Here is a 24,684-nt window from a genome sequence, read left to right on the forward strand (position 1 = left end):
CTGACCTGGGCGAATGGGGCACGTCCGGGGCAACGCCGTGGTGGCCCCGGGGCGGGGCCGGTCGATGGCTGCCGACCCCGCCCCGCGGCCGGGCGATGACCTCCGGCCGCCGGCCGACGGCGGGTGAGACGGGCCGGCCCGGTCGCGTGGACCGGCCGGCCCCCGGGAGGGGGCCGGGCCGCGCCGCGCGGTCCGGGGCCCGTGCGGGGCCGGCTCAGCCGACGAAGCGGCCGTGGGCACGCAGGGTGCGCAGTGCCCGGATCGTCACCAGCGGGCGCGCCTCCAGCGTGGGCGCAGGTGCCCACTGGCGCCAGGTCACGGGCCAGCCGCCGTCCTCCTGCTGCCCGGCGGCCAGGTGGTCCAGTGAGCGTGCCATCTCCTCGTCCGTGAACCACGCGCGCGCGAGCGAGTCCGGACTCCTGGCGAAGTCGTGCGGGAAGTGGTGCTCGCCCGGGGCGTAGCCGGGCGCTACCGGCCAGGCGTCGAGGTCGTCCGGTTCCAGCGCCGCGAGCCGCTGCTCCCGCACCAGGCGGCCGAGCCGGTCGGCGGCGGCCTCCGCGCGCGGGCGGTCGGGAGCGGAGTCCAGGAAGGTCACGGCGGCCTGCACCTCGTAGGGGTGCGACTCCTCCAGCGACTCCACGGCCTGCCAGCAGAAGTCGGTGGCCCGGAAGAGCCAGGCGTGCCACACCTCGTTGCGGTGCAGCAGCCCGACCACCGGCCCGGTGGCCAGCAGGGCGCTGGGCGGGTCGTCGACGACCGGGACGAACGGTGCCGTCGGATAGCCGCGCTGACCGGGGACGACCGCAGGCAGCGCGCCGTCCGCGGTGGAGACGGAGGTCAGGTAGCGGCACACGCGCTCCACCCGCTGTCCGGCGCAGCGGCCGACGGCGTCCAGTACGCCCAGGGCGTACGCCGTGTGCAGGGGCTGGCTGACCGGCCCGCGCAGATCGGGCTCCAGCGCGTGCCCGTACCCGCCGTCCTCGTTGCGGTAGGCGTCCAGCGCCGCTTCCACCGCCTCCGGGCTGCCGTGCAGGAAGTCGTACGCGAAGAGACGCTGCTCCAGGACGCGTGCGGTGAGCCAGACGAACTGTTCGGCGCGGAAGAGCGGGGAGCGCGCCGGGGGCGTGCAGGGGAGTGGGGAAACTCCTGTTTCGGCCATGGGTCAGACCGTAGGACGGAAAGCGGTCTCGGCAGGCGCTCCCGGCGGGGCCCACCCCCGGGGGCGGGATACTGGAGGCATGCGGTTGACGGTCTTCTGGCAGCGGATGGCGGAACACTTCGGTCCGGGGTACGCCGACACCTTCGCGCGCGATCACGTCATGTCGGAACTGGGCGGACGGACGGTGAACGAGGCGCTGGACGCCGGCTGGGCGGCCAAGGACGTGTGGCGGGTGGTCTGCACGGTCATGGACGTGCCGGGCGAGAAGCGCTGAGGAGCGCACCCGCAACGCCGGACTCGCCCGCGGTCACGGCGGCGGTACGACACTGATCTGTCACGAAGATCGCCGGAGGGCGCCGGTTGTCGGTGGCGTGGGCGAGACTGGGCGCGTGGCACCGACTGACGAGGACCCCCTGGCACCCGCGGCCGAGGACGGCGAGCCGTCCCGGCGGACAGCACCGGCCGCTGCGGCACCACCCGGCCGGCCCCCGGGCTCAGGCGCCGTCGCGCCCGACGGCCGGATGCCGCGCTGGCTGCCGCGGGCCATGGTCCTCGCGCTCGCGCTGATCGCCGCGTTCCAGCTGGGCAGTTGGGCGTTCCACCAGCTGACCTCACTGTTGATCAACATATTGATCGCGTTCTTCCTGGCCCTCGCGATCGAGCCGGCGGTGAGCCGGATGGCGGCCCGCGGCATGCGCCGGGGGCTCGCCACCTTCCTGGTCTTCCTCGGCCTGACCGTCCTCGCCGCCGGGTTCGTCACCCTGCTCGGGTCGATGCTGGCCGGACAGATCATCAAGATGATCGAGGGCTTCCCGCAGTACCTCGACGCGCTCATCCGCTGGATCAACCAGACCTTCCACACGGACCTGAGACGGGTGGACATCCAGGAGGGGCTGCTCCACTCCGACTGGCTGCGCAAGTACGTGCAGAACAGCGCGGCCGGTGTCCTGGACGTGTCCGCGCAGGTGCTCGGCGGACTCTTCCGGCTCCTCACCGTCGCCCTGTTCTCGTTCTACTTCGCCGCGGACGGCCCCCGGCTGCGCCGCGCCCTTTGCTCGGTGCTGCCGCCCGCCCGCCAGGCGGAGGTGCTGCGCGCCTGGGAGATCGCCGTCGACAAGACGGGCGGCTACCTCTACTCGCGCGGTCTCATGGCGCTCATCTCCGGTGTCGCGCACTACGTCCTGCTCGAAATCATGGGAGTGCCGTACGCGCCCGTGCTCGGCGTCTGGGTGGGCCTGGTCTCGCAGTTCATCCCCACCATCGGCACGTACCTGGCGGGCGCGCTGCCGATGCTGATCGCGTTCACCGTCGATCCCTGGTACGCGGTGTGGGTGCTGGTCTTCGTCGTGATCTACCAGCAGTTCGAGAACTACGTGCTCCAGCCCAAGCTGACCGCCAAGACGGTCGACATCCATCCGGCGGTCGCCTTCGGCTCGGTCGTCGCGGGCACCGCGCTGCTCGGCGCGGTGGGCGCGCTGGTCGCCATCCCCGCGGTGGCCACCCTCCAGGCGTTCCTGGGGGCGTACGTGAAGCGGTACACCGTCACGGACGACCCGCGGGTGCACGGGCACCGGACCAGGGGCCCCGGCGGTCCCGGGATGCTCACGCGCGTCCGGCGGCTGTGGACCGCCCGCCCCGGCGGACGGCGACGGCCCTAGAGACGTGGGCGGGCGCGAACGACCCCGTGTGCGGGGTGCGTGGTGCGCTTGACACGAAAATCGAACATCCATTCATATGGAGGCTCAGGCGAGGCGCTGGGTCGGGGATTCCGTCCCGTTTCGGGGGGATGTGCACCCCGGTTATCCACAGGCTGGGCCTGCGTCGGGGCGCATTGTCAGTGGCAGGCGTTAGCGTCTTTGACGTGAAGCGATCGACTCAAGCAAACCGGGTGGAACCCATGGCAGGAACCGACCGCGAGAAGGCGCTCGACGCCGCGCTCGCACAGATTGAACGGCAATTCGGCAAGGGCGCGGTCATGCGCATGGGCGAGCGGTCGAAGGAGCCCATCGAGGTCATCCCGACCGGGTCGACCGCACTGGACGTCGCCCTCGGCGTCGGTGGCCTGCCGCGCGGCCGAGTGGTCGAGATCTACGGGCCGGAGTCCTCCGGTAAGACGACCCTGACCCTGCACGCCGTGGCGAACGCGCAGAAGGCCGGCGGCCAGGTGGCCTTCGTGGACGCGGAGCACGCCCTCGACCCCGAGTACGCGCGCAAGCTCGGCGTCGACATCGACAACCTGATCCTCTCCCAGCCCGACAACGGCGAGCAGGCGCTGGAGATCGTGGACATGCTGGTCCGCTCCGGCGCCCTCGACCTCATCGTCATCGACTCCGTCGCCGCGCTCGTCCCGCGCGCGGAGATCGAGGGCGAGATGGGCGACAGCCACGTCGGTCTCCAGGCCCGCCTGATGAGCCAGGCGCTGCGGAAGATCACCAGCGCGCTCAACCAGTCGAAGACGACGGCGATCTTCATCAACCAGCTCCGCGAGAAGATCGGCGTGATGTTCGGCTCCCCGGAGACCACGACCGGTGGCCGGGCGCTGAAGTTCTACGCCTCGGTGCGCATCGACATCCGCCGCATCGAGACCCTGAAGGACGGCACGGAGGCGGTCGGCAACCGCACCCGCTGCAAGGTCGTCAAGAACAAGGTCGCGCCGCCCTTCAAGCAGGCCGAGTTCGACATCCTCTACGGCCAGGGCATCAGCCGCGAGGGCGGTCTGATCGACATGGGCGTGGAGCACGGCTTCGTCCGCAAGGCCGGCGCCTGGTACACGTACGAGGGCGACCAGCTCGGCCAGGGCAAGGAGAACGCGCGCAACTTCCTCAAGGACAACCCCGACCTGGCCAACGAGATCGAGAAGAAGATCAAGGAGAAGCTGGGCGTGGGCGTCCGGCCGGAGGAGCCCGCCACCGAGCCGGGCGCCGACGCGGCCGTCACCACCGGGGCCGCCGAGGACACCGCCAAGTCGCCCGCCCCGGCAGCCGCCAAGGCCACCAAGCCCAAGGCCGCCGCAGCCAAGAGCTGACCCGTGACACGACGAACCGACTGGGCCGAGTACCCGTACGCCACCCCCGGTGCCCCACGGGGGAGGGGCGCCGGGGACCACCCGGACTCCGCCCCGGACGGTGCCGGCCGACACCGGGACGACGGGTACGGCGAGTACGGCGGGCGGGACGACCACGGCAGTCGTGACGGGTACGCCAATCGTGACGGGTACGGCAGTCGAGACGGGTACGGCGGACCCGGCACCCACCGCGGAAGCCGTGGGTACGAGGGCGGCGGTGGCGCGGAGACGGGCCGCGCGGACGGTGACCCGCACGGGGACGGGCCGCCCGGCGGCCGCGGTTCCCGGAATCCCGGCGGCGCGCGGGGGCGCGGCCGGCGGAGGCGCGGCTTCGGGGACGCGCCCGGTGAGGACGAAGGCGCCCCTCCCTCGGCGAGGGACGAGCGGGGGGAGTCTTCAGGGGACCCGGCTGAGCGGGCCCGGGCGATCTGCCTGCGCCTGCTCACCGGGACCCCGCGCACCCGCAAGCAGCTCGCGGACGCCCTGCGCAAGCGGGAGATCCCCGAGGAGGTGGCCGAGGAGGTGCTCTCGCGCTTCGAGGAGGTCGGGCTGATCGACGACGGTGCCTTCGCGGACGCCTGGGTGGAGTCCCGGCACCACGGCCGGGGACTGGCCCGCCGCGCCCTCGCCCGCGAACTGCGCACCAAGGGGGTCGATTCGGCGCTGATCGAGGACGCCGTCGCCCAGCTCGACCCCGAGCAGGAGGAGGCGACCGCCCGGGAACTCGTCGCCCGCAAACTCCGTGCCACCCGCGGCCTCGACCGCGACAAGCGCCTCCGCCGGCTCGCCGGCATGCTCGCCCGCAAGGGTTACTCCGAGGGCCTGGCCCTCCGCGTCGTGCGCCAGGCCCTGGAGGAAGAGGGCGAGGACACGGAGTTCCTCGGCGACGGTGACTTCTGACGGCCGCGGCGGGGCGACGCGGTGGTGCTCATGGACGGCACGCGGTCTCTGACAGGGTCACCGGGAGGGGGACGCCCGACCGCCGCGGGGTCCGCACCCGGACCGCCCGGACCGCCGCCGCCCTCCTGCCCGTGCCGGGGCGACGGCTGTCCGCAGTGCCCGCTCAAGCCGTCGTCGGCTGCACCGGCAGACCCTCCGCCCGCCAGGCCTGGAAGCCGCCCACCAGGTCCGTCGCGCGGTGCAGGCCCAGCTGATGCAGGGAGGCGGCGGCGAGGCTGGAGGCGTAGCCCTCGTCGCAGATCACCACGACCCGCAGGTCGTGTCCGGTGGCCTCGGGCAGGCGGTGGCTTCCCTGGGGATCGAGGCGCCACTCCAGTTCGTTGCGCTCGACCACGACGGCGCCGGGGATGAGGCCGTCCCGCTCGCGCAGGGCCGCGTACCGGATGTCGACCAGCAGCGCCTCACCCGAGCGTGCCACCTCGTACGCCTCCCGCGCCCCGACGCGTCGGTAGCCCGCCCGGACCCGCTCCAGCAACGCGTCGATGCCGAGTGGCGGTTCGTCCGGCGCGCCCGTCACCGGCGCCTGCTCGCTCGTGCCGCTCACTGCCAGTCCTCCGGGCGCTCGACCTGCTCCAGCCGCAGTACCTGGCCCGTGCGACTGTAGCGGCGGATCCGCGGCAGCGGCGGGTAGTAGGCGTGGACGGAGATCGCGTGCCGGTCGCGGGACTCGTTGAGCACCTCGTGCACATGGTGGTGCCCGAAGGCGCGGCCCTGGCCGGCGGACAGCCGGCGCACGCGGTCCACGCCCTCGGTGAGTTCCAGCGTCCGCCAGCCGTCGGTGGGCAGCCGGGCGGCGAGGGAGTGCTCGGTGAGGTCGCCCGAGGCGGTGACGAAGGCGCCGACCGAGTCGGCGTGGTCGTGCCAGCCGGTGCCGGTACCGGGTGGCCAGCCGATCAGCCACGCCTCGCTGCCGTGGGGGCCCGCCAGCCGCACCCAGGTGCGGCCCTCGGGGTCGAGCGGCAGGGAGGCGATCAGCTCGGCGTCGGCCGCCGTGCGCCGGACGAAGTCGAGGAGGTCCACCTGGGTGGGCGCTGAGCCGGCGGCGTCGGCGGCGGGCGCGGAAGAGGGCAGGGACAAGGAAGAGGGCAGGGACAAGGAAGGGGGAGGGACAGACACGTGCACCGTCCTGAAGAGCGTTCGCGAAACGGGCGCACGGCGGCGCCCGGAAAGAAAGGTCGGCGAATTCAGCAGGACGGGCGACACACGCAGCCCGCGTAGCGGACGAGGTCCATATGGACCCTCCGCCACAGGCGCACACAGGTGTCGGTCACGATCCGGAGTACAGCACGCCGCCGCACACCGGTCAACCGAGGGTCACCCCGTGGACGGAGAGCGGGGAAGCGCACGGCCGGCGCGCGCCGGGCGAGCGCTCCCGGTACGCGGCAGGCTGCGCAGGGGACCTTCCGGGCATGTCGCACGCGCCGGGCATGTCGCACGCGCCGGGCACGTCGCACGCGCCGGGCACGTCGCACGCGCCGGGCACGTCGCACGCGCCGGGCACGTCGCGCACGCCCGGGCGGACGGCGCACCCCCCCCCGCGCCGGTCCGCAGGCCCCCGCCCGCCCTCAGCGTGCGCCGGAGCCCGCTCGCGCCGTCTCCTCCTCCTTCACCCCGGCGCCGCCCACGGTGGCTTCGGCCGCCGCGTACAGGTCGGCCGGGCGGACGCCGCTCAGAGCGGTGACGAGGTGGCCGTCGGGGCGTACGAGCAGGACGCTGTGCGCCGGCGCACCCGGGTAGCTCTCGGCGACCAGCAGCTCGGCGGGGTGCGGCAGTGCCGACACGGCCGCCGCCAGCCGGGGCATCACCCCCGCGGACATCCAGTGCTTGCGGTCCCAGACACCGGTACCGGGCGCGATCAGCACCACCAGCAGCGCGCCGCGGCCGAGCCGGTCGCGCAGCTGGACGAAGGAACCGTCCTCCGCCGTCACCGTCACGTCGGTCACCGGCGCGCCGGGCGGGGTCTCGACCGGGATCTCCCCCTCCAGCGGCCCGGGTGCCAGGGGCGAGCCGGCGTACGTCCCGGGCGCGCCCAGCGGGCCGCGGCCCAGGTGACCGTCCGTCAGCAGCGCGTTGTGCCCCCGGTTCGAACCGGGGAGGATGTGCCGCAGCCCGCCCCCGCCGCGCAGCACCGGCAGCACCTGGTCGGCGGCGCGCAGCCGGGCGGCGACCACCGCGCGCCGCTCGGTCTGGTAGCTGTCCAGCAGGGCCTCGTGCGGGCCGTGGTGCCAGGCCGTCGCCAGCTTCCACGCCAGGTTCTCGGCGTCCCTGAGGCCCTCGTCGAGTCCCTGGGCGCCGAGCGCGCCGAGCAGGTGCGCCGCGTCCCCGGCGAGGAAGACCCGGCCGGCGCGCCACCGGCGGGCGAGCCGGTGGTGCACCGTGTGGACACCGGTGTCCAGCAGGTCGTACGCCGGACTGGGGCCGTCCGACCAGCCCGCGAGGGTCTCACGGATGCGGGTCACCAGGATCTCGGGCGTGACCAGGTCCTTGCCCGGCGGCAGCAGCCAGTCCAGGCGCCAGACGCCGTCCGGGAGGGGGCGGGCGGCCACCTCCGCGGCCGGGGGCCCGGACTGCCGCCACGGCGGCGTCCGGTGGAGCAACGCCCGGCCTTCCCAGGGGAGTTCCGCGCGCAGCGTGGCGACCGCGTGCCGTTCCACTGCCGTACGGCCCGGGAAGCGGATGTCCTGGAGCTTGCGCACGGTCGAGCGGGGGCCGTCGCAGCCGACCAGGTAACTCCCGCGCCACCAGGTGCCCTTCGGACCCCGCGTGTGCGCGCTGACGCCGGAACGCTCCTGCTCGATCGCGTCCAGGCGGCTGTCCACCACCGCGTTCACCAGCGGCTGCGCCGCGACGGCCGCGCGCAGGAAACCGGTGAGCACGTGCTGCGCGATGTGCAGCGGGGCGGGCTCGGCCCCGTCGAAGCCGATCTCGCTCAGCACCTGCCGGCGTCGCAGGGACCGCCAGCCCGTCCAGCGCACGCCGTGCGCACCGAGTGCGACGCCGGTCAGCCGCTCCAGCAGGGCGGTCGTGTCCTCCCGTAGGACGACGCTGCGCGCCGGGCGGGGCTCGTCCTTGCCGGGACCCTCGTCCAGGACGACGGCCGGCACCTCCTGCCGGGCCAGGGCCAGGGCCAGCGTGAGTCCCACGGGCCCCGCTCCGACGATGATCACCGGGTCCATGACGCGGCGCCCCCTGCCCGTGACGATGCCCTGACGGAGACGAGTGAACAGGAAGGTGGAGCGGGGTGCACGATCACACAACGTATGCAACCCATTGGCGGAGTTTGCGTCAAGCGACCGGAGGCAGTGGCGATCACGCCACTGCCTCCGGGTGGTGCATTCGGGCCTGAGGGGACGTCAGGCCGCGGTTCCGGTTCCCGCCGTCCCCCCGATGTCCGCGGTGTCCTGGACGCCGAGCACCGCGCCGGTCGACTTCTTGCCCCGCCGCAGCCGGCCCTCCAGCCAGCTCGCGAAGGAGGTCAGCGAGAAGTTGATGACGATGTAGATGACGGCCACCACCGTGAACGAGGCGATGGTGTTGGCGCCGTAGTAGCCGCTCATCGTGTTCGCCGAGGCGAGCAGCTCGGGGAAGGTGAGGACGGCGCCGCCGAGCGCGGTGTCCTTCACGATGACCACCAGCTGGCTGACGATCGCCGGGAGCATCGCGGTGACCGCCTGCGGCAGCAGGATGAGCCGCATCACCTGGTTCTTGCGCATGCCGATCGCCATGGCCGCCTCGGACTGCCCCTTCGGCAGGGCGAGGATGCCCGCGCGGACGATCTCGGCGAGGACCGACGCGTTGTACAGCACCAGGCCGGTGACGACCGCGTAGAGCGGACGGTCGTCCGAGGTGACGTCGGTGTACTGGGCGTAGAGCGCCAGCCCGAAGATCATGAGTACCAGGACGGGGATCGCGCGGAAGAACTCCACGACGACGGCCGCAGGTACCCGCACCCACGCGTGGTCCGAGAGCCGTGCGATGCCGAGGACGGCACCCAGCGGCAGCGCGATGATCATCGCCAGGGCCGCCGCCTTGAGGGTGTTCTCCAGGCCCGGCCATATGTACGTCGTGTACGCCTCGGTGCCGCCGCCGAGGTACGGCTTCCACAGCGCCCAGTCCAGCTGGTTCTTCTCGTCGAGCGCCGAGTACACCCACCAGGCGAGCGCCGCGAGCGCGACGACGAAGAGCGCCGTGTAGAGAATGTTCCGCTGCTTGGCGCGCGGCCCCTGGGCGTCGTACAGGACCGACTTGTTCATCGCTTCACCGCCACCTTCTTGCCCACCCAGCCGAGGATCAGGCCGGTCGGCAGGGTCAGGCAGCAGAAGCCGAACGCGATGATCGCGGAGATCAGCAGCAGCTGCGCTTCCTTCTCGACCATGTCCTTCATCAGCAGGGCCGCCTCGGCGACGCCGATCGCGGCCGCCACCGTCGTGTTCTTCGTCAGCGCGATCAGGACGTTGGTCAGCGGGCCGACGGCCGCGCGGAACGCCTGCGGGAGCACGACCAGGAACAGCACCTGGGTGAAGCTCAGACCGATGGCGCGCGCGGCCTCCGCCTGGCCGACCGGCACCGTGTTGATGCCGGAGCGGATCGCCTCGCACACGAAGGCCGACGTGTAGACGATCAGCCCGAGCACCGCCAGCCGGAAGTTGGCCGTGTCGATGTCGTCGCCGGCGCCGAGGCTGATGCTCAGCGTCGAGTACAGGCCGAGCGAGGAGAACAGGATGATCACCGTGAGCGGGATGTTCCGCACGATGTTCACATAGGCGGTGCCGAAGCCGCGCATCAGCGGGACCGGGCCCACCCGCATGCCGGCCAGCAGGGTCCCCCAGATCAGGGAACCCGCGGCGGACAGCAGTGTCAGCTGCACTGTTGTCCAGAAGGCGCCCAGTACGTCGTAACCTTCAAGAAAGTCGAACACGTTCTCCCGCGCTTTCGCGTGTAGGGATGCCGGGATGCGCCGCCCTTGTGGACGGCGCATCCGCCAGGCAGTTCCTCAGCTCTTGATCTCGCCGATCTTCGGGGCGGGCTCGTTCTTGTAGCCGGCCGGGCCGAAGTTCTTGTCCACGGCCTTCTGCCAGGAACCGTCGGAGACCATGTCCTCCAGGGCCTTGTTGATCTTGGCCTTGAGGTCGCTGCCCTTCTTGACGCCGATGCCGTAGTTCTCGTTGGTCATCTTCAGGCCGCCGAGCTTGAACTTGCCCTTGAACTGCGACTGGGCGGCGTAACCGGCGAGGATCGAGTCGTCCGTGGTGAGGGCGTCGATGTTCTTGTTCTGCAGGCCGGTGAGGCAGGCGGAGTACGTCGGGTACTTCTGCAGCTGCGCCTTGGGCGCCAGCTTGTCCTTGACGTTCTGCGCCGAGGTCGAGCCGGTGACCGAACACAGCCTCGCCTTGTTCAGGTCCGACGCCGACTTGATGGCGGTGTCGTCCGCGCGGACCAGCACGTCCTGGTGGGCGAGCAGGTACGGTCCGGCGAAGTCGACCAGCTTCTGGCGCTCCGGGGTGATGGAGTAGGAAGCGGCGATGAAGTCGACGTCACCGCGCTGGAGCATCGTCTCGCGGTCGGCGCTCTTCGACTCCTTCCACTCGATCTGGTCCGCGCCGTAACCGAGCTTCTTGGCGACGTAGGTGGCCACGTCGACGTCGAAGCCCGAGTAGCCCTGCGGGGTCTTCTGGCCGATGCCCGGCTGGTCGAACTTGATGCCGACGGCGATCTTCTTGCCATCACCGGAACCGCCTTCGTCCTTCTTGTCGCCGCCGCACGCGGTGGCGGAGAGGGAGAGGGCGAGGAGGACGGCCGAGGCGGCGGTGACCTTGCGGAGCTTCATGGTGAACATCCTTTGGGTGGTGAGGAACGAGGTCCTGGGACGCGTGACGCGACCGGGCCGTGCCGTCAGTGGTGCAGGATCTTGGACAGGAAGTCCTTGGCGCGGTCGCTGCGCGGGTTGCTGAAGAACTGGTCGGGGGCAGCCTGTTCGACGATCCGGCCGTCCGCCATGAAGACCACGCGGTTGGCGGCCGAACGCGCGAAGCCCATCTCGTGCGTGACGACGATCATCGTCATGCCCTCACGGGCGAGCTGCTGCATGACCTCGAGGACCTCGTTGATCATCTCGGGGTCGAGGGCGGAGGTCGGCTCGTCGAAGAGCATGACCTTCGGGCCCATCGCCAGCGCTCGCGCGATCGCGACGCGCTGCTGCTGGCCGCCGGACAGCTGGGCGGGGTACTTGTCCGCCTGGGTGCCCACGCCGACCCGGTCCAGCAGGGCCCGTGCCTTCTCCTCCGCCTGCCGCTTGTCCGCCTTGCGGACCTTGACCTGGCCCAGCATCACGTTCTCGAGCACGGTCTTGTGCGCGAACAGGTTGAACGACTGGAACACCATGCCGACGTCCGCCCGCAGCCGGGCCAGTTCGCGGCCCTCGTGCGGCAGCGGCTTGCCGTCGATCGTGATCGTGCCCGAGTCGATGGTCTCCAGGCGGTTGATGGTGCGGCACAGCGTCGACTTTCCGGACCCGGAGGGCCCGATGACCACGACGACCTCGCCGCGGGCGATCGTCAGGTCGATGTCCTGGAGCACGTGCAACGCGCCGAAGTGCTTGTTGACGCTCTTCAGGACGACCAGTTCGTCGGTGGTGGCCACGTCTTCCTTGGCCACCGTTACTTTGGTCATCGCTTTCGGGCTCCGTCCTCCTCGGGTTTCCGAGGACAGTAGTGAGGGGCGTGACCTGCGTCATCACATCTGAGGGAGACTTGAGCATCACGATCCGATAGCTATCGGACACGTGTCGTAGCACCGACCCGCCCGGGTGCGTCTCGGCCGGGTAACGGAAGTGCCGGGGAACCCGAACCCTCTTGACGTCGTCCTTATCCATCGGCGTCACTGCCATGGTGCACGCGCGCGTGCGCGCGATCTACGAGTGCGACGGAAACCGAGACCATATGACCGCTGAACCGGAGGGGGCCGGGATGAGACTGCTCCTCGTCGAGGACGACAACCATGTCGCCGCGGCCCTGTCCGCCGTGCTCGCGCGGCACGGATTCCGTGTCACCCACGCGCGCAGCGGCGAGGAGGCCCTGCAGGCGCTGGTGCCCGAGGGAGCCGGCTTCGGTGTGGTCCTGCTCGACCTCGGCCTGCCCGACCAGGACGGTTACGAGGTGTGCAGCAAGATCCGCAAGCGCACCAGCACCCCCGTGATCATGGTCACCGCGCGCTCCGACGTCCGGTCCCGCATCCACGGGCTCAACCTGGGAGCCGACGACTACGTCGTGAAGCCGTACGACACCGGGGAACTGCTCGCCCGGATCCACGCGGTCAGCCGGCGCACCGCCCAGGAGGACCCCGCGGCCGGCGGCGAGAGCGCCCTGGTCCTCGGCGCCGTCCGCATCGAGCTTCCCACCCGCCAGGTCAGCGTGGACGGCGCGGTGGTGCCACTGACCCGCAAGGAGTTCGACCTGCTCGCCCTGCTCGCCCAGCGGCCGGGCGTGGTGTTCCGGCGGGAGCAGATCATCAGCGAGGTCTGGCGCACCAGCTGGGAGGGGACCGGCCGCACCCTGGAGGTGCACGTGGCCTCCCTGCGGGCCAAGCTGCGCATGCCCGCGCTGATCGAGACCGTACGCGGCGTCGGCTACCGGCTCGTCGCCCCGGCCGGCTAGCGGGGCCTGGTGCGCACACGCCTGCTTCCCCTGCTCATCGTCCTGCTGGCGGCGGTGCTCCTCGCGCTCGGCGTGCCGCTCGCCGCCAGCGTGGCCGCCGCCCAGCAGCAGCGGGTCGTCGTCGACCGGATCGACGACACCGCGCGCTTCGCGGCGCTCGCCCAGTTCGTCACCGACGGGCCCAGCGGATCACGCCGGACCACCACGGACGAGCGCTGGCAGACCCTGCGCAACGAACTGGAGAGCTACCACGACGTCTACGGCATCCGTGCCGGGGTCTTCTACCGCAACGGCTCGGCGATGGCCGACGCGCCCGGCGACTGGTTCGTACCGCGTACGGGGGAGGTGCGCGAGGCGTTCGACGAGGCGCTGCTCAGCCGGCGCAGCCACGATCCCCCGCAGGTGTGGCCCTGGCAGCGCAGCCGGCTCGTGGTCGCCTCGCCGGTGATCCGCGACGGGGACGTCGTCGCGGTCGTGGTCACCGACTCGCCCACCGGGCAGCTGCGGTCGCGGATCCTGCGCGGCTGGCTGTTCATCGGCGCCGGCGAGATCGCGGCGATGCTGCTCGCGGTCGGCGCGGCGCTGCGGCTGACCGGCTGGGTGCTCAGGCCGGTGCGGGTCCTGGACGCCACCACGCACGACATCGCCACCGGGCGCCTGAAGTCCCGGGTCGCGGCCGCCGGCGGGCCGCCGGAACTCAGACGGCTGGCCCGCTCGTTCAACGAGATGGCGGACAACGTCGAGGCCGTGCTGGAACAGCAGCGCGCCTTCGTCGCCGACGCCTCGCACCAGCTGCGCAACCCGCTGGCCGCGCTGCTGCTGCGCATCGAACTGCTCGCGCTGGAACTCCCGGAGGACAACGAGGAGATCGCCTCGGTGCGCACCGAGGGCAAGCGCCTCGCGCAGGTCCTGGACGATCTGCTCGACCTGGCGCTGGCCGAGCACGCCGAGGCCGACCTCCATCTGACCGACATCGGCGCGCTGGCCGAGGAGCGGGTGGCCGCCTGGGCGCCGGCCGCCCGCACCAAGGGTGTCCTGCTCACCGGCGACTGCCCGCCGACCACCGCCTGGGCCGACCCGATCGCCCTGTCCAGCGCCCTGGACGCGGTGATCGACAACGCCGTGAAGTTCACCCCCGAGGACGGCACGGTGGAGGTGACCGTCTCCGCCGACCACGACACCACCACGATCGTCGTCACGGACACCGGGCCCGGTCTCACCGACGAGGAACTCGAGCGCGTGGGCGACCGTTTCTGGCGCAGCGGCCGGCACCAGAACGTGAAGGGCTCCGGCCTCGGCCTGTCCATCACGCGCGCCCTGCTGGCGGCGGGCGGCGGCTCGATCGACTACGCGCACCACTCGCCGCGGGGGCTGCGGGTGACGGTCAGGGTGCCGCGGAACGCACCGGCGACCGGCACGGACACCGCGGACGCCGGCTGAGGCACTACGGCTTCACCGGCACTACGGCTTCATCGAACGGTAGTAGCGCCGGGCGCCCTCCTGGAGGGGCAGCGGGTCGGTGTAGATCGCGGTGCGCAGGTCGACCAGCTGGGCCGAGTGGACGTGGGCGCCTATGCCGTCCCGGCTCTTGATCACCGCACGGGTGACCCACTCCGTCAGCCGGGGGTCCACGTCCGAACGGGTCATCAGCAGGTTGGACACGGCGATCGTCGGCACCTGCGAGCCCTGCTGCACGTTCGGGTAGGCCGACTCCGGGATGTTGGTGGCCCGGTAGTAGCGCGTGCCCTCGCCCTCGCCGTGCAGCCGGGTGATCAGCGCCTCGTCGATCGGGACGAACCGGAAGGCGTCCTTCTTGGCCAGCGTGACCAGCCCCTTGGTGGGCAGGCCGCCGGACCAGAAGAAGGCGTCGATCTTGCCCGCCCGGAGCCGGCCGGGTCCGGTGTCGATGCCGTCCGCCACCGGCGTGATGTCCTTGCGCGGGTCGATACCGGCGGCCCGCAGCACCCGGTTGGCGATCAGCCGCACCCCGGAATCGGGCAGTCCGGTCGCCACCCGCTTGTGCCGGAGGTCCGCGACGCTCCTGATGTCCGAGCCGCGGGGCACGATGAGGTGCACGTAGTCGTCGTAGAGCCGGGCCACACCGCGCAGCCGCCCGGCGCCGTCGCCCTGCCGCAGCTCGTACGTCGCGACCGCGTCGGCCGCCGCGATGGTGAAGTCGGCCTCCCCGGTCGCCACCCGCTCGACGTTCTCCTGGGAGCCGGCGCTGTTGAGCAGCTTCACCTCCAGGCCCGGCATGTCCCGGTCCAGCTCGGTGCGCAGCCGCTCGCCGTACTCCTGGTACACCCCGCGGGGCGTCCCGGTGCTGAACACGATCGTCCCGGTGGGCGGCTTCTCGCCCAGGGGCAGCAGCCACCACAGCAGCAGCCCGAGGACCACGGCACCGACGGCCGCGCCCTGCCACGCTCGGCTTCTGCTGATCCGGGGGAACATCTTGGACATGCGGCGATCCTGCCAGGCGAGGTACGGCGCTGACCAGGGTCGGGGTCACTCGCGGGTCCGGCGGCGGGCGACGGCGCCGTCAGTGGTGGCCGTTAGAGTCACCGCATGAGCTCTTCGCCCGCCGACCTCGTCCGTGAATTCCACCGCGCCTTCGGCCTCGACGCCCGCAGCACGCCGACGGAGGTGGCCGCCGAACTCGCCGCCCACCGCGGGGAACTGCTCGCCGAGGAGGCCGCGGAGGTGGCCGAGGTCGCCGTGCGGGGGCCGCTGGACCGGCTCGCGCACGAGCTGGCCGACGTGGTGTACGTGGCCTACGGCACGGCTCTCGTGCACGGCATCGACCTCGACGAGGTGATCGCCGAGGTCCATCGCGCCAACATGAGCAAGATCGGCCCGGACGGGCAGGTCGCCCGCCGGGCCGACGGCAAGGTCCTCAAGGGGGACCACTACCGGGCACCGGACGTGTCCGCCGTACTGCGCCGCCAGGGCTGGATACCGGGCGGCACGGGCTGAGACCGGGCGGACGCGCTCCGCCCCCGAGCGGTGCGCTCCGATGCCGGCGCCTACGGCTTCAGGGAGCCGCCCGCCAGTTTCCACTCGCGGTGCAGCGCGCCCAGCGGGATGTTCCGCTGGATGACCGGCGTCCCGAAGACGGACAGCTGCAGCCGCAGGGTGCCGGAGAGGTCCACGCCGCCGTAGACGCCCCAGGTGCCCTCCGCCTTCGGCCGGCTGCCGTCGGAGGCGGCGGTGATCGTGCCGGCGGCTTCGCCGCGCAGGTACGGGGCGAGATCGGCGCTGACGCCGACGGCGCCGTAGAGGCCGACGGTGGCCTCGGCGCCGAGCGCGGTCCGCACGGAGCCGGCGGTGGTGACGGAGGCGCGTACCGGGGTGCCGGTCATGTCCGAGGAGCTGACCGGCGTCCATCCCCGGGCCGCTCCGAAGGTGCCGCCCGCCTTGAAGTCGCCCTTCAGGCTCTGCTCGACGTCGACGGTGACCCGGCCGTCCGCGCTGATCTGGAAGTAGCAGGTCAGATCGAGGTTGACGACGACGGGAACCGGGCCGACCTGGAGGACCGGATCGGCGTGCAGCTTGGCGAACGGGATCCGCAGCGGAGTGTCGGTGGCCGCCGCGGCCCGCCCTTTCACCGCCCAGCCGGAGGTCCACTTGCCGGACACCCCGAGGTAGGCCGAGCCGGGCGCCGCGTCGGTTCCGGTACCGCCGTAGGCGAAGTCGACCTGCGGGGCGACCTGCACGAAGCCGTGTACGGAGGCGGAGGCCGACACGGGGGCGTCCTTGGCTGCGGGTACCTCAGCGCCGACGTCCAGCCGCAGGCTGCCGAGCGGTACCGTCGCGCCCTTGGGGCCGGCATGGACGTCGCCGGTCTTCGCCCAGGACACCTTCACGTCGGGCAGCAGCTTGTCGACGGTGAAGGAGGACGGGTCGACCGGCACGTCGCCCTTCGCGGTGTCGTCGCCCAGCAGCGCGTTGAGCGTGGCCGGTTCGGTCTGGACCTCCGTGCCGCCGCCGGTCTCGCCGATCACCTTGGTGACCTTGGCCAGCAGCCCGTGCGGTGCCCCCGGCGCGGGCGCGCTGGCGATCACGTCGCCCACGGCCGCCTTGTGCGCGGCGGTGGGTGAGGAGGGGGAGGCCGGGGAGGTGGCGGCGCCGCTCGCGTTCCCCTTGTCCTTCGGCTCGTCGGTGATGACGGCGCGCCGGTTGCGGCTGTCGTAGGAGCTGACGGCGAGCGTGGTGCGGTGCGCCCGCCGGCCCGGACCGGTCGGGCTCGCCGCGGCGGTCGCGGCCATGGTCGGAGCGGCGGCGACGGTGAGCGAGTGGTCCGGGCCGTCGACGGGCCGGTCGGCGGCCCGGGTCTGGCTGCCCGGTGCGGCGGCCGGCGGCCGCTCGGTCCCGGGGGCGGGCGAGGAGCAGGCGGCGGCGAGGAAGAGCGTGGTCACGGCGAAGGCGGGCAGCAGGGCACGCCTGTGCCTCATGGGTCTGAGCAAGGTGGATCCTGAGAGAAGTGGGGGGTGGCAGAGAGGAACCGGCACCGCGTTTACTCATGGGTAGAACCGGCCGGTAACTCGTTGACGAGCCATGAGCATGCCACCCCTGCGCACAGGTCGTGCACAAACCGGCCACAGGTGAACGTGACCTGGGACACGCGCAGTTGAGTCCGGGGTGGGGTCGGCGCCGGGGAAGGCGGGCGACGCCGACGGAGCGGCACCCCGGCGGTGTCAGCGCTTCGACGCTGTCAGGGCTCCGGCGGGGTCAGCGCTCCGGCAGGCCGGTGCCCCCGAGGCGGGTCAGCAGGTCCGCGAGGTGGGCGATGTCCACCGCGGGCCATGCCGGACCGGCGAACAGCTCGGCGGCGGTCTCCTCCGCCGTGGCCCGCATCTCCGTCAGCCGCCGCCGGCCCGTCCCGGTCAGCGCCGCGTACGCCACGCGCGCGTCCCGGGCGTCCGGTTCCCGGGTCACCAGCCCGATCCGCTCCAGCGGCGCGAGCCCACGTGTGACCCCGGAGGCGGTGAGCCCCAGCGCCTCGGCGAGATCCACCCGGCGCATCCGGCCGCCGGGCGCCTGTCCCAGCCGGAGCAGCAGGGTGAAGTCGGCCAGGCTGACGCCGTGCAGCGCGCCGAGCCGGGCGTCGAAGCGGCGCACGAGCGCCGCCTGCGCCCGCACCAGTCGTAGCGCCGCGTCCAAGGCCTCACTCATGGCCCGCCCCTCCCGAGTGCCGCACCGTCCCTGCCATCGCCTGCCGTCCGGTGGAACGTTCACCGGCCCCTGTGGAACGTTCACCGGGCCCTGTGGATCGTTCGCCGGCCCTTGGCCCTTGGCCCTTGGCCCTGGCCCCTGGCCTTTGTCGGCGCACTGCCCGGAGCCTGCCCCGGCCCTTGACCATTGCCAGCTCCTTGACTACTCAAGTTTATGCCGAGGAGGCAGGGCCGTCGCTCATGAGCCCGCCGTACGGGCCGCGCGGCGCTGTCGCTTGCCCACGGGTGCCTGGGAGAGGTCCTCGGCGGTGCTGCGAAGCTGCTTGAAGCCGTAGCCGCGCTCGGTCAGCCAGGCCCTCGCCGACTCCTCGGCCCACTCCGTCGCCTCCAGGATGTCCTCCTCTTCCTCTCCCGTGGCGGAGAAGCGGAAGACGAAGGCCGGCCGGGCGGCGATGTCGTAGGTGAGGGTCCCTTCGGGGGTGAAGGCGGCGCGCAGCACGTCGTGTTCGGCCGCGTCGGCCAGCAGGGCCGCGCGCTGGGCGTCGGTAAGGGCGTCGAAGACGCCGCGGACGGTGATGCGGAAGGTTCGCTCGGTCATTCCGCGACCTTAGGCACCGCGGGGGGAGTCCTTCCACCGGGTTTCCGACAGGTTCCGCCGGGTTTCCGACAGGTTCCGCCGGGTTTCCGACAGGTTCCGCCGGGTTCCGCCGGGTTCCACCGGACCGGCCGGAAGCGCCTCTCGCCGCCCGGGCCCGGCGTGACTCCCGGAGTCCCGGCGCAAACCGTCGAGTGCGCCCGGGCCTTCCTCGCCTGGCGGTGGTGTGAGAGGTTGGCGCCATGACGAAGCACGTCGCTCTGCTGCGCGGGATCAACGTCGGCGGCAAGGCGAAGATCGCCATGAAGGATCTGCGCGACCTGTTCGCCGCCATGGGGTTCGAGGACGTCCGGACCTACCTCCAGAGCGGCAACGTGGTCTTCACCGCCGCCGGTGCGCGGGTCCCCGCGGACCTCGCCGCGAGCATCGGGCAGCGGATCGCCGACGACCTCGGGGTGCGCGCCGAGGTGCTGCTGCGCAGCTCCGCCTCCCTGGCCCGCACCCTCGCCGGGAACCCGTACGCCGCCCTGGAGGACGACCCGGCCAAGCTGCACGTCACCTTCCTCGCCCGGGAGCCGACCGCCGACGAGGCCGCCCGTCTGACGGTGCCGGCCGGCGAGACCGGCGTGTTCACCCTGGCCGGGGACGAGATCCACCTGCACGTCCCCGACGGCTACGGCAGGACCAAGCTCGACAACGCCTTCATCGAGCGGCGCCTCGGCATCCCGGCCACCACCCGCAACTGGCGGACGGTCAACGCCCTGTACGAGCTGGCCGGCGAGGACTGAACCGCGGCGAGACCACGCCGCACCGTGGCCAGACCGGCCGCACCGCGGCGAGACCGGCCGCACCGCGGCGAGACCGGCCGCGTCCGGCGGCTCAGCCGAACCGTCTTCGTCCGCCCCATGACCTGACCGGCCTCGCCGTCTCCCCCGGGCGGGCCGGGGGAGACGGCGAGGGGTGGGAGCCACGGCCTCAGGAAGTGCCCCGTGCCGTGACGCAGCCGACCGAGCCGGCGGGCAGGTTGTTGCCGGTCGAGGTGGCGGTGAAGCCGAAGGTGACGCTGCCGTCCGCGGGCACGGCCCGGTTGTAGTCCAGGTTGCGGACCGTGACCTTGCCGTCGGTGCCGGTGGACTGCGTACCGTTCCAGATACTGCTGATCTTCGTTCCGGTGCCCGGCTGCCAGGTCACGGCCCAGCCGTCGAGCGGGGCCGTGCCGTGGTTCATGACCTCGACGGAACCCTGGAAGCCGCCGCTCCAGGAGTTCACCACGGAGTACACGGCCATGCAGGAACCGGACGGTGGGTCGGTGGGCGTCGGTGTCGGTGTGGGGGTCGGAGTGGAGCCCGAGTCGCCGATGCCCGTGACCTCGCCGTGTCCGCCGTCGAAGACGATGTCGGAGCAGGAGAAGAAGTTCTCCTGGCTGTCCGAGCGGACCCACTGGATGAACAGCACGGCGTCACCGGAGCGCCCGGAGGGCAGCGGCAGGTTCCAGGAGTAGTGGCCGCCGTCGGTGCCCGGTGACCCCGTCTGCGGTGGATTGGTGACCGTCTGGATCAGATCGAGGTCCGCCCAGCGCAGCGCGGAGGTGGGGGACCAGCCCGGTTTGGTGAGGTAGACGCGGAAGTCACCCGGGTGCGCCGCCCAGTTGCTGTACTGCGCCTGGATGGTCGCGCCGCTGGTCAGATGGGTCCGCGGCCAGTCGGAGCGGGCCGCGTTGTAGGCGGAGAAGTCGTAAGGGGAGCGGTTGCCGGCGCTGCACAGGGTGCCGTCCGGGACGTAACCGGCACCGCGCCCGCCGGCGTTGGAGTCGAGCACGGCGAACCAGTTGTACAGCGCCGTCGCACCGCTCTCGGCCAGCGCGCTGCGGCACGCCGGGTTGGTCGGGTCCAGGGCGCCGGTCGCCGTGCGGGCGTCCAGGTAACACAGATAGGTACGGGATCCGGGCAGCATCGCCACCCCGTGCGCATGTGCGCTGCCCTGCCCCAGGAGGGCCAGGCCGAGCGCGGTCAGCAGGGTCGACAAGGCCGCCACCACCGACAGGAGTCTGCCGCGTCGCGTCACGTTTCTCTCCTTCCGTTGGATCGGACGTGCGCCGTCCCCGGCGGTCGCCGCACCGGCCGCGCCGCTGCGCCGGCGGGTGGCCGCGGGGATGGGAAGGGAGAGTGCGGGAGTGCTCCGCGAGCGTCGTATGGGAGCGCTCCCATATCCTCCGTCGAGCGGACCATAGGGCGACTTCGCGGCCTTGACAAGGTGGTGCGCGGGGTGAATACGTCCGGCCTCCGGCGGCCGGTGGCCGGAAGTCGTCACCCGCCGGTCGGCGGGTTCTAGGCTCGGTGGCCTTGACGATCTCGGGGAAGGGCCTGAACTGCGATGGAGGACAAGCGCGTTGTCGTCGTGACGGGCGGAGGGTCCGGCATCGGGGAGGCCACCGCCCGGCTGCTGCGCGAGAGGGGTCACCACGTCGTCGTCTCGGGCCGGCGGGCCGAGCCCCTGCGGCGCCTCGCGCGGGAGACGGGGGTGCTGGCGTACCCGTCCGACGCCGGTGACCCCGACGCGGTCGAGGACCTCGTCCGCGCGGTCCTGGAGGCACACGGACGGCTCGACGGGCTGGTGCTGAACGCGGGCATCGGGCGCGGCGGCGCGGTGGGGGACATGTCCCTGCGGGACTGGGACGAGGTGATGCGCACCAACGTCACCGGCCCGCTCCTCCTGCTGCGCGCGGCGATTCCGCACCTGCTGGAGTCCCGGGGATCGGTGGTCGCCGTCGCCTCCGTGTCCGCCCTGCGCAACGGTACGAGCAACGCGCCGTACGCCACCTCCAAGGCGGCCCTGCTCCAGCTGTGCCGTTCCGTCGCCGTCGACTACGGGCGTCAGGGGGTGCGCGCCAACATCGTCTGCCCCGGCTGGGTCCGGACCGAGATGGCCGACCGGCGCATGGCCCGCTTCGCCGAGGAGGCCGGTCTGCCCGGTGGCGGTACGGAGGCCGCCTACGCGGAGGTGACCAGGCTGCTGCCCCAGGGGCGACCGGGCGAGCCGCGCGAGGTCGCCGAGGCGATCGACTGGCTGCTGTCCCCGGCGGCGTCGTACGTGAACGGGGCGGTGCTCACCGTCGACGGCGGCGCGACCGCCCTCGACCCCGGCACGCTCGCCTTCGACCACCACATCGCACCGCGGGACGGCGCGGGCGCCCCGTGACCGGCCGGTGAGCCACGGGGTCCCGGCGGACGGGGGGGAGCGGGCGGCCGAGGGGCCCGGTGGTGCTGCCGGGCGACCGGAGGCGGGGCGGCCGAGGAACCCGGTGGTGCTGCCGGGCGACCGGAGGCGGGGCGGCCGAGGAACCCGGTGGTGCTGCCGGGCGACCGGAGGGGGGCGGCCGAGGCCGTGGGCGAGGCTGCCGGGTGGCGCGTGGCCGAGGAGCTGGGTGGTGCCGGTGGTCCCCTTACCCTGAAGGCAGGGAAGGCGGTGGCGTTCCATGCGGTACGTGGCGGTGAGCGCGCTGAGTCACCCGGGGCTGCTGCGCGCACGCAATGAGGACAGCCTGGTCATCGGGCCGTGGACCCTGTGCGCCACGGTGACCGAGAGTCCGCAGGTGCTGGCCTTCCCGGTCGGGACGCCGCTCGTCGTCGCCGTCGCCGACGGGCTCGGCGGGCATCCGGGCGGAGAGGTGGCCAGCGCCCTGGTCGTCCGCCGGCTCGCGTCGATCGGCCCCGCCCTGAGTGGTGAGGAGGCCGTCCGCGACGCCCTGCACGAGTGCAACCGGGCCGTGTTCGAAGCCGCAGGCGGCGACTCGGGGGGCGAGCTGGCGGCGATGGGAACGACCGTCGCCGGCGCCGTCGTACTGCCCGGCTCCCTGCTGGTGTTCAACGTGGGCGACAGCCGGGTCTTCGCGGCCACCCGCGACGGGCTGCGCCAGGTGAGCGTGGACGACAGCCCTCCGCTGGAGCCGGGGCGGCGCACCACGTCCCTCGTCACCCAGTGCCTGGGCGGTACCCGTGTGTACCGGGCCGTCAGCCCGCACGTGTCCGTCGAGCCCCTGTCGCCCGGCGCCCGTTACCTGATCTGTACGGACGGCCTGACCGATCCGCTGCCGACGGAGGTGCTGGACGAGGTGATGCGGGAGCACGACGACGGCCGGGCGGCCTTCGGGCTGTGGGAAGCGGCCATCGCGGCGGGGGGCCCCGACAACATCACGGTGGCGGTCGTACGCGTCGCCGCCGCGTAGAGGGGGACGGCCAACCCGTAGGCGGGACGGTCAACGCGTGGAGCGGGACGGTCAACCCGTAGGCGGGACGGCACGGGCCGGTCCGGGGAGGCCGGTGCCCGCCCGGGCGGCCGGGGCGCCCTTTCGATGAGCGCCGGGCCGGGGTCCCCCGGGAAGCGCCTACCCTTGAAGCCATGACCAGCAGCAGCGACCGGAGCCCGGCAGTGGACGTTCCCGCCCCCAAGAGTTACGAGATCCGCACCTACGGGTGCCAGATGAACGTCCACGACTCCGAGCGATTGTCCGGGCTGCTCGAGGAGGCCGGGTACGTGCGGGCCCCCGAGGGGTCGGACGGCGACGCGGACGTCGTCGTCTTCAACACCTGCGCGGTCCGGGAGAACGCCGACAACCGGCTCTACGGCAATCTCGGCCGGCTCGCGCCGAGGAAGGCCTCGCGCCCCGGGATGCAGATCGCGGTCGGCGGCTGCCTCGCGCAGAAGGACCGCGACACCATCGTCAAGAAGGCGCCCTGGGTGGACGTCGTCTTCGGCACGCACAACATCGGCAAGCTGCCCGTCCTGCTGGAGCGCGCCCGCGTGCAGGAGGAGGCGCAGGTCGAGATCGCCGAGTCGCTGGAGGCGTTCCCGTCCACGCTGCCGACGCGGCGCGAGAGCGCGTACGCGGCCTGGGTGTCGATCTCCGTCGGCTGCAACAACACCTGCACCTTCTGCATCGTCCCGGCCCTGCGCGGCAAGGAGAAGGACCGCCGCCCCGGCGACATCCTCGCCGAGGTCGAGGCGCTGGTCGCCGAGGGCGTCTCCGAGATCACGCTGCTCGGCCAGAACGTGAACGCCTACGGCTCCGACATCGGCGACCGCGAGGCGTTCAGCAAGCTGCTGCGGGCCTGCGGCAAGATCGAGGGACTGGAGCGCGTCCGCTTCACCTCCCCGCACCCGCGCGACTTCACCGACGACGTCATCGCCGCGATGGCCGAGACGCCGAACGTCATGCCGCAGCTGCACATGCCGCTCCAGTCCGGCTCGGACACGGTCCTGAAGGCGATGCGCCGCTCCTACCGCCAGGACCGCTACCTGGGGATCATCGAGAAGGTCCGCGCCGCCATCCCGCACGCCGCGATCACCACCGACATCATCGTGGGCTTCCCCGGCGAGACCGAGGAGGACTTCGAGCAGACCCTGCACGTGGTCCGCGAGGCCCGCTTCGCGCAGGCCTTCACCTTCCAGTACTCCAAGCGCCCGGGCACCCCGGCCGCCACCATGGAGGACCAGATCCCCAAGGAGGTCGTCCAGGCGCGCTACGAGCGGCTCGTCGCCCTCCAGGAGGAGATCTCCTGGGAGGAGAACAAGAAGCAGGTCGGCCGCACCCTCGAACTGATGGTCGCCGAGGGCGAGGGCCGCAAGGACGGCGCCACCCACCGCCTCTCCGGCCGCGCCCCCGACAACCGCCTCGTCCACTTCACCAAGCCGGACCAGGAGGTGCGCCCCGGCGACGTCGTCACCGTCGAGATCACGTACGCCGCCCCGCACCACCTCCTCGCCGAGGGCCAGGTCCTCGCCGTGCGCCGCACGCGCGCGGGGGACGCCTGGGAGAAGCGCACCGCCGCGGCGGCCGCCAAGCCGGCGGGCGTCATGCTCGGCCTGCCGAAGATCGGCGCCCCGGCCCCGCTGCCGGCGGCCACGACGAGCGGCTGCGGCTGCGACTGACGGCACCCTGCCTCGCCGTCGTCCGGGGCGGAGTGCCTGGCCCCGGCCCAAGGCACCTGCTCCCGGCCGAGGGCGGAGTGCGCGGCTGCGACGGTCGGCGCGCGCCCCGCGTCGCGCGCCGGGCGCCCGGTCGCGACCGACGGCATCCGGCCCCG

The 24,684-nt window shown here is 72.5% G+C and carries 25 protein-coding genes; 11 read left to right on the forward strand and 14 right to left on the reverse strand.

The window, feature by feature from the left end; genetic code table 11:
- Positions 1-214: 214 nt before the first annotated feature.
- The gene (locus ABZ576_RS06775) at positions 215-1,159 is read right to left on the reverse strand and encodes a hypothetical protein (protein WP_360736722.1); all 945 of its coding nucleotides are present in this window, start codon (positions 1,157-1,159) and stop codon (positions 215-217) included.
- 79 nt (positions 1,160-1,238) lie between these two features.
- Here ABZ576_RS06775 and ABZ576_RS06780 point away from each other — a divergent pair, with 79 nt between their 5' ends.
- From ABZ576_RS06780 to recX, 4 genes are all read left to right on the forward strand, one after another.
- Entirely contained in the window at positions 1,239-1,433 is a 195-nt protein-coding gene (locus tag ABZ576_RS06780; RefSeq protein ID WP_360736725.1) for a DUF3046 domain-containing protein, read from the forward strand.
- Between the two features lie 247 nt (positions 1,434-1,680).
- Positions 1,681-2,817 carry an AI-2E family transporter gene (locus ABZ576_RS06785; protein ID WP_360737614.1) on the forward strand — a complete coding sequence of 379 codons (1,137 nt, stop codon included), beginning with the start codon at positions 1,681-1,683 and terminating at the stop codon, positions 2,815-2,817.
- A 239-nt stretch (positions 2,818-3,056) separates the two neighbouring features.
- Positions 3,057-4,184, forward strand: a complete 1,128-nt coding sequence (recA, locus tag ABZ576_RS06790) for a recombinase RecA (RefSeq protein ID WP_360736727.1) — start codon at positions 3,057-3,059, stop codon at positions 4,182-4,184.
- Positions 4,185-4,187: 3 nt separating this feature from the next.
- Positions 4,188-5,123, forward strand: coding sequence for a recombination regulator RecX (gene recX, locus ABZ576_RS06795; protein ID WP_360736729.1), 936 nt, complete (start codon positions 4,188-4,190; stop codon positions 5,121-5,123).
- A 163-nt stretch (positions 5,124-5,286) separates the two neighbouring features.
- On the opposite strand, the gene ABZ576_RS06800 is transcribed toward recX, so the two are convergent.
- The 8 genes from ABZ576_RS06800 to ABZ576_RS06835 form a co-directional block, all read right to left on the reverse strand.
- Entirely contained in the window at positions 5,287-5,727 is a 441-nt protein-coding gene (locus ABZ576_RS06800) for a rhodanese-like domain-containing protein (protein ID WP_360736732.1), read from the reverse strand.
- The gene (locus tag ABZ576_RS06805; RefSeq protein WP_360736734.1) at positions 5,724-6,260 is read right to left on the reverse strand and encodes a cysteine dioxygenase; all 537 of its coding nucleotides are present in this window, start codon (positions 6,258-6,260) and stop codon (positions 5,724-5,726) included. Before ABZ576_RS06805 ends, ABZ576_RS06800 begins: the two co-directional genes overlap by 4 nt.
- A 107-nt stretch (positions 6,261-6,367) precedes the next feature.
- Entirely contained in the window at positions 6,368-6,712 is a 345-nt protein-coding gene (locus ABZ576_RS06810; RefSeq protein ID WP_360736737.1) for a putative leader peptide, read from the reverse strand.
- A gap of 36 nt (positions 6,713-6,748) precedes the next feature.
- The gene (locus ABZ576_RS06815) at positions 6,749-8,359 is read right to left on the reverse strand and encodes an FAD-dependent monooxygenase (RefSeq protein ID WP_360736739.1); all 1,611 of its coding nucleotides are present in this window, start codon (positions 8,357-8,359) and stop codon (positions 6,749-6,751) included.
- Between the two features lie 177 nt (positions 8,360-8,536).
- Positions 8,537-9,436, reverse strand: a complete 900-nt coding sequence (locus ABZ576_RS06820; RefSeq protein WP_360736742.1) for an amino acid ABC transporter permease — start codon at positions 9,434-9,436, stop codon at positions 8,537-8,539.
- A complete protein-coding gene (locus ABZ576_RS06825; protein ID WP_360736744.1) occupies positions 9,433-10,101 on the reverse strand; it encodes an amino acid ABC transporter permease in 669 nt (222 codons plus the stop codon). Before ABZ576_RS06825 ends, ABZ576_RS06820 begins: the two co-directional genes overlap by 4 nt.
- 75 nt (positions 10,102-10,176) lie before the next feature.
- Positions 10,177-11,010, reverse strand: a complete 834-nt coding sequence (locus ABZ576_RS06830; RefSeq protein WP_360736748.1) for a glutamate ABC transporter substrate-binding protein — start codon at positions 11,008-11,010, stop codon at positions 10,177-10,179.
- 65 nt (positions 11,011-11,075) lie between these two features.
- On the reverse strand, positions 11,076-11,852 hold the full coding sequence (locus tag ABZ576_RS06835; RefSeq protein WP_360736750.1) for an amino acid ABC transporter ATP-binding protein: 777 nt from the start codon (positions 11,850-11,852) through the stop codon (positions 11,076-11,078).
- A 296-nt stretch (positions 11,853-12,148) separates the two neighbouring features.
- On the opposite strand from ABZ576_RS06835, the gene ABZ576_RS06840 reads away from it, so the two are divergent.
- Both ABZ576_RS06840 and ABZ576_RS06845 read left to right on the forward strand, forming a co-directional pair.
- On the forward strand, positions 12,149-12,835 hold the full coding sequence (locus tag ABZ576_RS06840; RefSeq protein ID WP_360737616.1) for a response regulator transcription factor: 687 nt from the start codon (positions 12,149-12,151) through the stop codon (positions 12,833-12,835).
- 9 nt (positions 12,836-12,844) lie between these two features.
- Complete coding sequence (locus tag ABZ576_RS06845) at positions 12,845-14,275, forward strand: HAMP domain-containing sensor histidine kinase (RefSeq protein WP_360736752.1); 1,431 nt, start codon at positions 12,845-12,847, stop codon at positions 14,273-14,275.
- Between the two features lie 21 nt (positions 14,276-14,296).
- Here ABZ576_RS06845 and ABZ576_RS06850 read toward each other — a convergent pair whose 3' ends face one another.
- A complete protein-coding gene (locus ABZ576_RS06850) occupies positions 14,297-15,295 on the reverse strand; it encodes a TAXI family TRAP transporter solute-binding subunit (protein WP_360736755.1) in 999 nt (332 codons plus the stop codon).
- A gap of 105 nt (positions 15,296-15,400) precedes the next feature.
- Here ABZ576_RS06850 and ABZ576_RS06855 point away from each other — a divergent pair, with 105 nt between their 5' ends.
- The gene (locus ABZ576_RS06855; RefSeq protein WP_360736758.1) at positions 15,401-15,808 is read left to right on the forward strand and encodes a MazG nucleotide pyrophosphohydrolase domain-containing protein; all 408 of its coding nucleotides are present in this window, start codon (positions 15,401-15,403) and stop codon (positions 15,806-15,808) included.
- Between the two features lie 50 nt (positions 15,809-15,858).
- Here the strand turns inward: ABZ576_RS06855 and ABZ576_RS06860 are convergent, their stop codons facing one another.
- From ABZ576_RS06860 to ABZ576_RS06870, 3 genes are all read right to left on the reverse strand, one after another.
- Positions 15,859-17,286, reverse strand: a complete 1,428-nt coding sequence (locus ABZ576_RS06860; RefSeq protein ID WP_360736760.1) for a hypothetical protein — start codon at positions 17,284-17,286, stop codon at positions 15,859-15,861.
- A gap of 277 nt (positions 17,287-17,563) precedes the next feature.
- The gene (locus ABZ576_RS06865) at positions 17,564-18,007 is read right to left on the reverse strand and encodes a MarR family transcriptional regulator (protein ID WP_360736762.1); all 444 of its coding nucleotides are present in this window, start codon (positions 18,005-18,007) and stop codon (positions 17,564-17,566) included.
- Positions 18,008-18,244: 237 nt separating this feature from the next.
- Positions 18,245-18,604: a DUF6204 family protein gene (locus ABZ576_RS06870; RefSeq protein WP_360736765.1), complete on the reverse strand. Its 360-nt coding sequence runs from the start codon at positions 18,602-18,604 to the stop codon at positions 18,245-18,247.
- 239 nt (positions 18,605-18,843) lie between these two features.
- Between ABZ576_RS06870 and ABZ576_RS06875 the strand changes: the two genes are divergently transcribed.
- Positions 18,844-19,389: a DUF1697 domain-containing protein gene (locus ABZ576_RS06875; RefSeq protein WP_360736768.1), complete on the forward strand. Its 546-nt coding sequence runs from the start codon at positions 18,844-18,846 to the stop codon at positions 19,387-19,389.
- Between the two features lie 187 nt (positions 19,390-19,576).
- On the opposite strand, the gene ABZ576_RS06880 is transcribed toward ABZ576_RS06875, so the two are convergent.
- Positions 19,577-20,665, reverse strand: coding sequence for a lytic polysaccharide monooxygenase (locus ABZ576_RS06880; protein WP_360736770.1), 1,089 nt, complete (start codon positions 20,663-20,665; stop codon positions 19,577-19,579).
- 309 nt (positions 20,666-20,974) lie between these two features.
- Here ABZ576_RS06880 and ABZ576_RS06885 point away from each other — a divergent pair, with 309 nt between their 5' ends.
- The 3 genes from ABZ576_RS06885 to miaB all read left to right on the forward strand — a co-directional run bounded on the left by ABZ576_RS06885 (position 20,975) and on the right by miaB (position 24,529).
- The gene (locus tag ABZ576_RS06885; protein ID WP_360736773.1) at positions 20,975-21,799 is read left to right on the forward strand and encodes an SDR family oxidoreductase; all 825 of its coding nucleotides are present in this window, start codon (positions 20,975-20,977) and stop codon (positions 21,797-21,799) included.
- A 277-nt stretch (positions 21,800-22,076) separates the two neighbouring features.
- Positions 22,077-22,826, forward strand: coding sequence for a PP2C family serine/threonine-protein phosphatase (locus ABZ576_RS06890; RefSeq protein WP_360736775.1), 750 nt, complete (start codon positions 22,077-22,079; stop codon positions 22,824-22,826).
- A 173-nt stretch (positions 22,827-22,999) separates the two neighbouring features.
- Positions 23,000-24,529 carry a tRNA (N6-isopentenyl adenosine(37)-C2)-methylthiotransferase MiaB gene (gene miaB, locus ABZ576_RS06895; RefSeq protein WP_360736777.1) on the forward strand — a complete coding sequence of 510 codons (1,530 nt, stop codon included), beginning with the start codon at positions 23,000-23,002 and terminating at the stop codon, positions 24,527-24,529.
- The last annotated feature ends 155 nt before the right edge of the window (positions 24,530-24,684 follow it).

It is taken from the genome of Streptomyces sp. NPDC013455, assembly GCF_040632975.1.
GTDB lineage: Bacteria > Actinomycetota > Actinomycetes > Streptomycetales > Streptomycetaceae > Streptomyces.

Bases quoted from the DNA above. Each gene is read 5' to 3' on its own strand.
- ABZ576_RS06775 (WP_360736722.1), bottom strand. From the start codon at position 1,159: ATGGCCGAAACAGGAGTTTCCCCACTCCCCTGCACGCCCCCGGCGCGC.
- ABZ576_RS06780 (WP_360736725.1), top strand. From the start codon at position 1,239: ATGCGGTTGACGGTCTTCTGGCAGCGGATGGCGGAACACTTCGGTCCG.
- ABZ576_RS06785 (WP_360737614.1), top strand. From the start codon at position 1,681: ATGCCGCGCTGGCTGCCGCGGGCCATGGTCCTCGCGCTCGCGCTGATC.
- recA (WP_360736727.1), top strand. From the start codon at position 3,057: ATGGCAGGAACCGACCGCGAGAAGGCGCTCGACGCCGCGCTCGCACAG.
- ABZ576_RS06815 (WP_360736739.1), bottom strand. From the start codon at position 8,359: ATGGACCCGGTGATCATCGTCGGAGCGGGGCCCGTGGGACTCACGCTG.
- ABZ576_RS06820 (WP_360736742.1), bottom strand. From the start codon at position 9,436: ATGAACAAGTCGGTCCTGTACGACGCCCAGGGGCCGCGCGCCAAGCAG.
- ABZ576_RS06830 (WP_360736748.1), bottom strand. From the start codon at position 11,010: ATGAAGCTCCGCAAGGTCACCGCCGCCTCGGCCGTCCTCCTCGCCCTC.
- ABZ576_RS06835 (WP_360736750.1), bottom strand. From the start codon at position 11,852: ATGACCAAAGTAACGGTGGCCAAGGAAGACGTGGCCACCACCGACGAA.
- ABZ576_RS06840 (WP_360737616.1), top strand. From the start codon at position 12,149: ATGAGACTGCTCCTCGTCGAGGACGACAACCATGTCGCCGCGGCCCTG.
- ABZ576_RS06850 (WP_360736755.1), bottom strand. From the start codon at position 15,295: ATGTCCAAGATGTTCCCCCGGATCAGCAGAAGCCGAGCGTGGCAGGGC.
- ABZ576_RS06855 (WP_360736758.1), top strand. From the start codon at position 15,401: ATGAGCTCTTCGCCCGCCGACCTCGTCCGTGAATTCCACCGCGCCTTC.
- ABZ576_RS06860 (WP_360736760.1), bottom strand. From the start codon at position 17,286: ATGAGGCACAGGCGTGCCCTGCTGCCCGCCTTCGCCGTGACCACGCTC.
- ABZ576_RS06865 (WP_360736762.1), bottom strand. From the start codon at position 18,007: ATGAGTGAGGCCTTGGACGCGGCGCTACGACTGGTGCGGGCGCAGGCG.
- ABZ576_RS06870 (WP_360736765.1), bottom strand. From the start codon at position 18,604: ATGACCGAGCGAACCTTCCGCATCACCGTCCGCGGCGTCTTCGACGCC.
- ABZ576_RS06875 (WP_360736768.1), top strand. From the start codon at position 18,844: ATGACGAAGCACGTCGCTCTGCTGCGCGGGATCAACGTCGGCGGCAAG.
- ABZ576_RS06885 (WP_360736773.1), top strand. From the start codon at position 20,975: ATGGAGGACAAGCGCGTTGTCGTCGTGACGGGCGGAGGGTCCGGCATC.
- ABZ576_RS06890 (WP_360736775.1), top strand. From the start codon at position 22,077: ATGCGGTACGTGGCGGTGAGCGCGCTGAGTCACCCGGGGCTGCTGCGC.
- miaB (WP_360736777.1), top strand. From the start codon at position 23,000: ATGACCAGCAGCAGCGACCGGAGCCCGGCAGTGGACGTTCCCGCCCCC.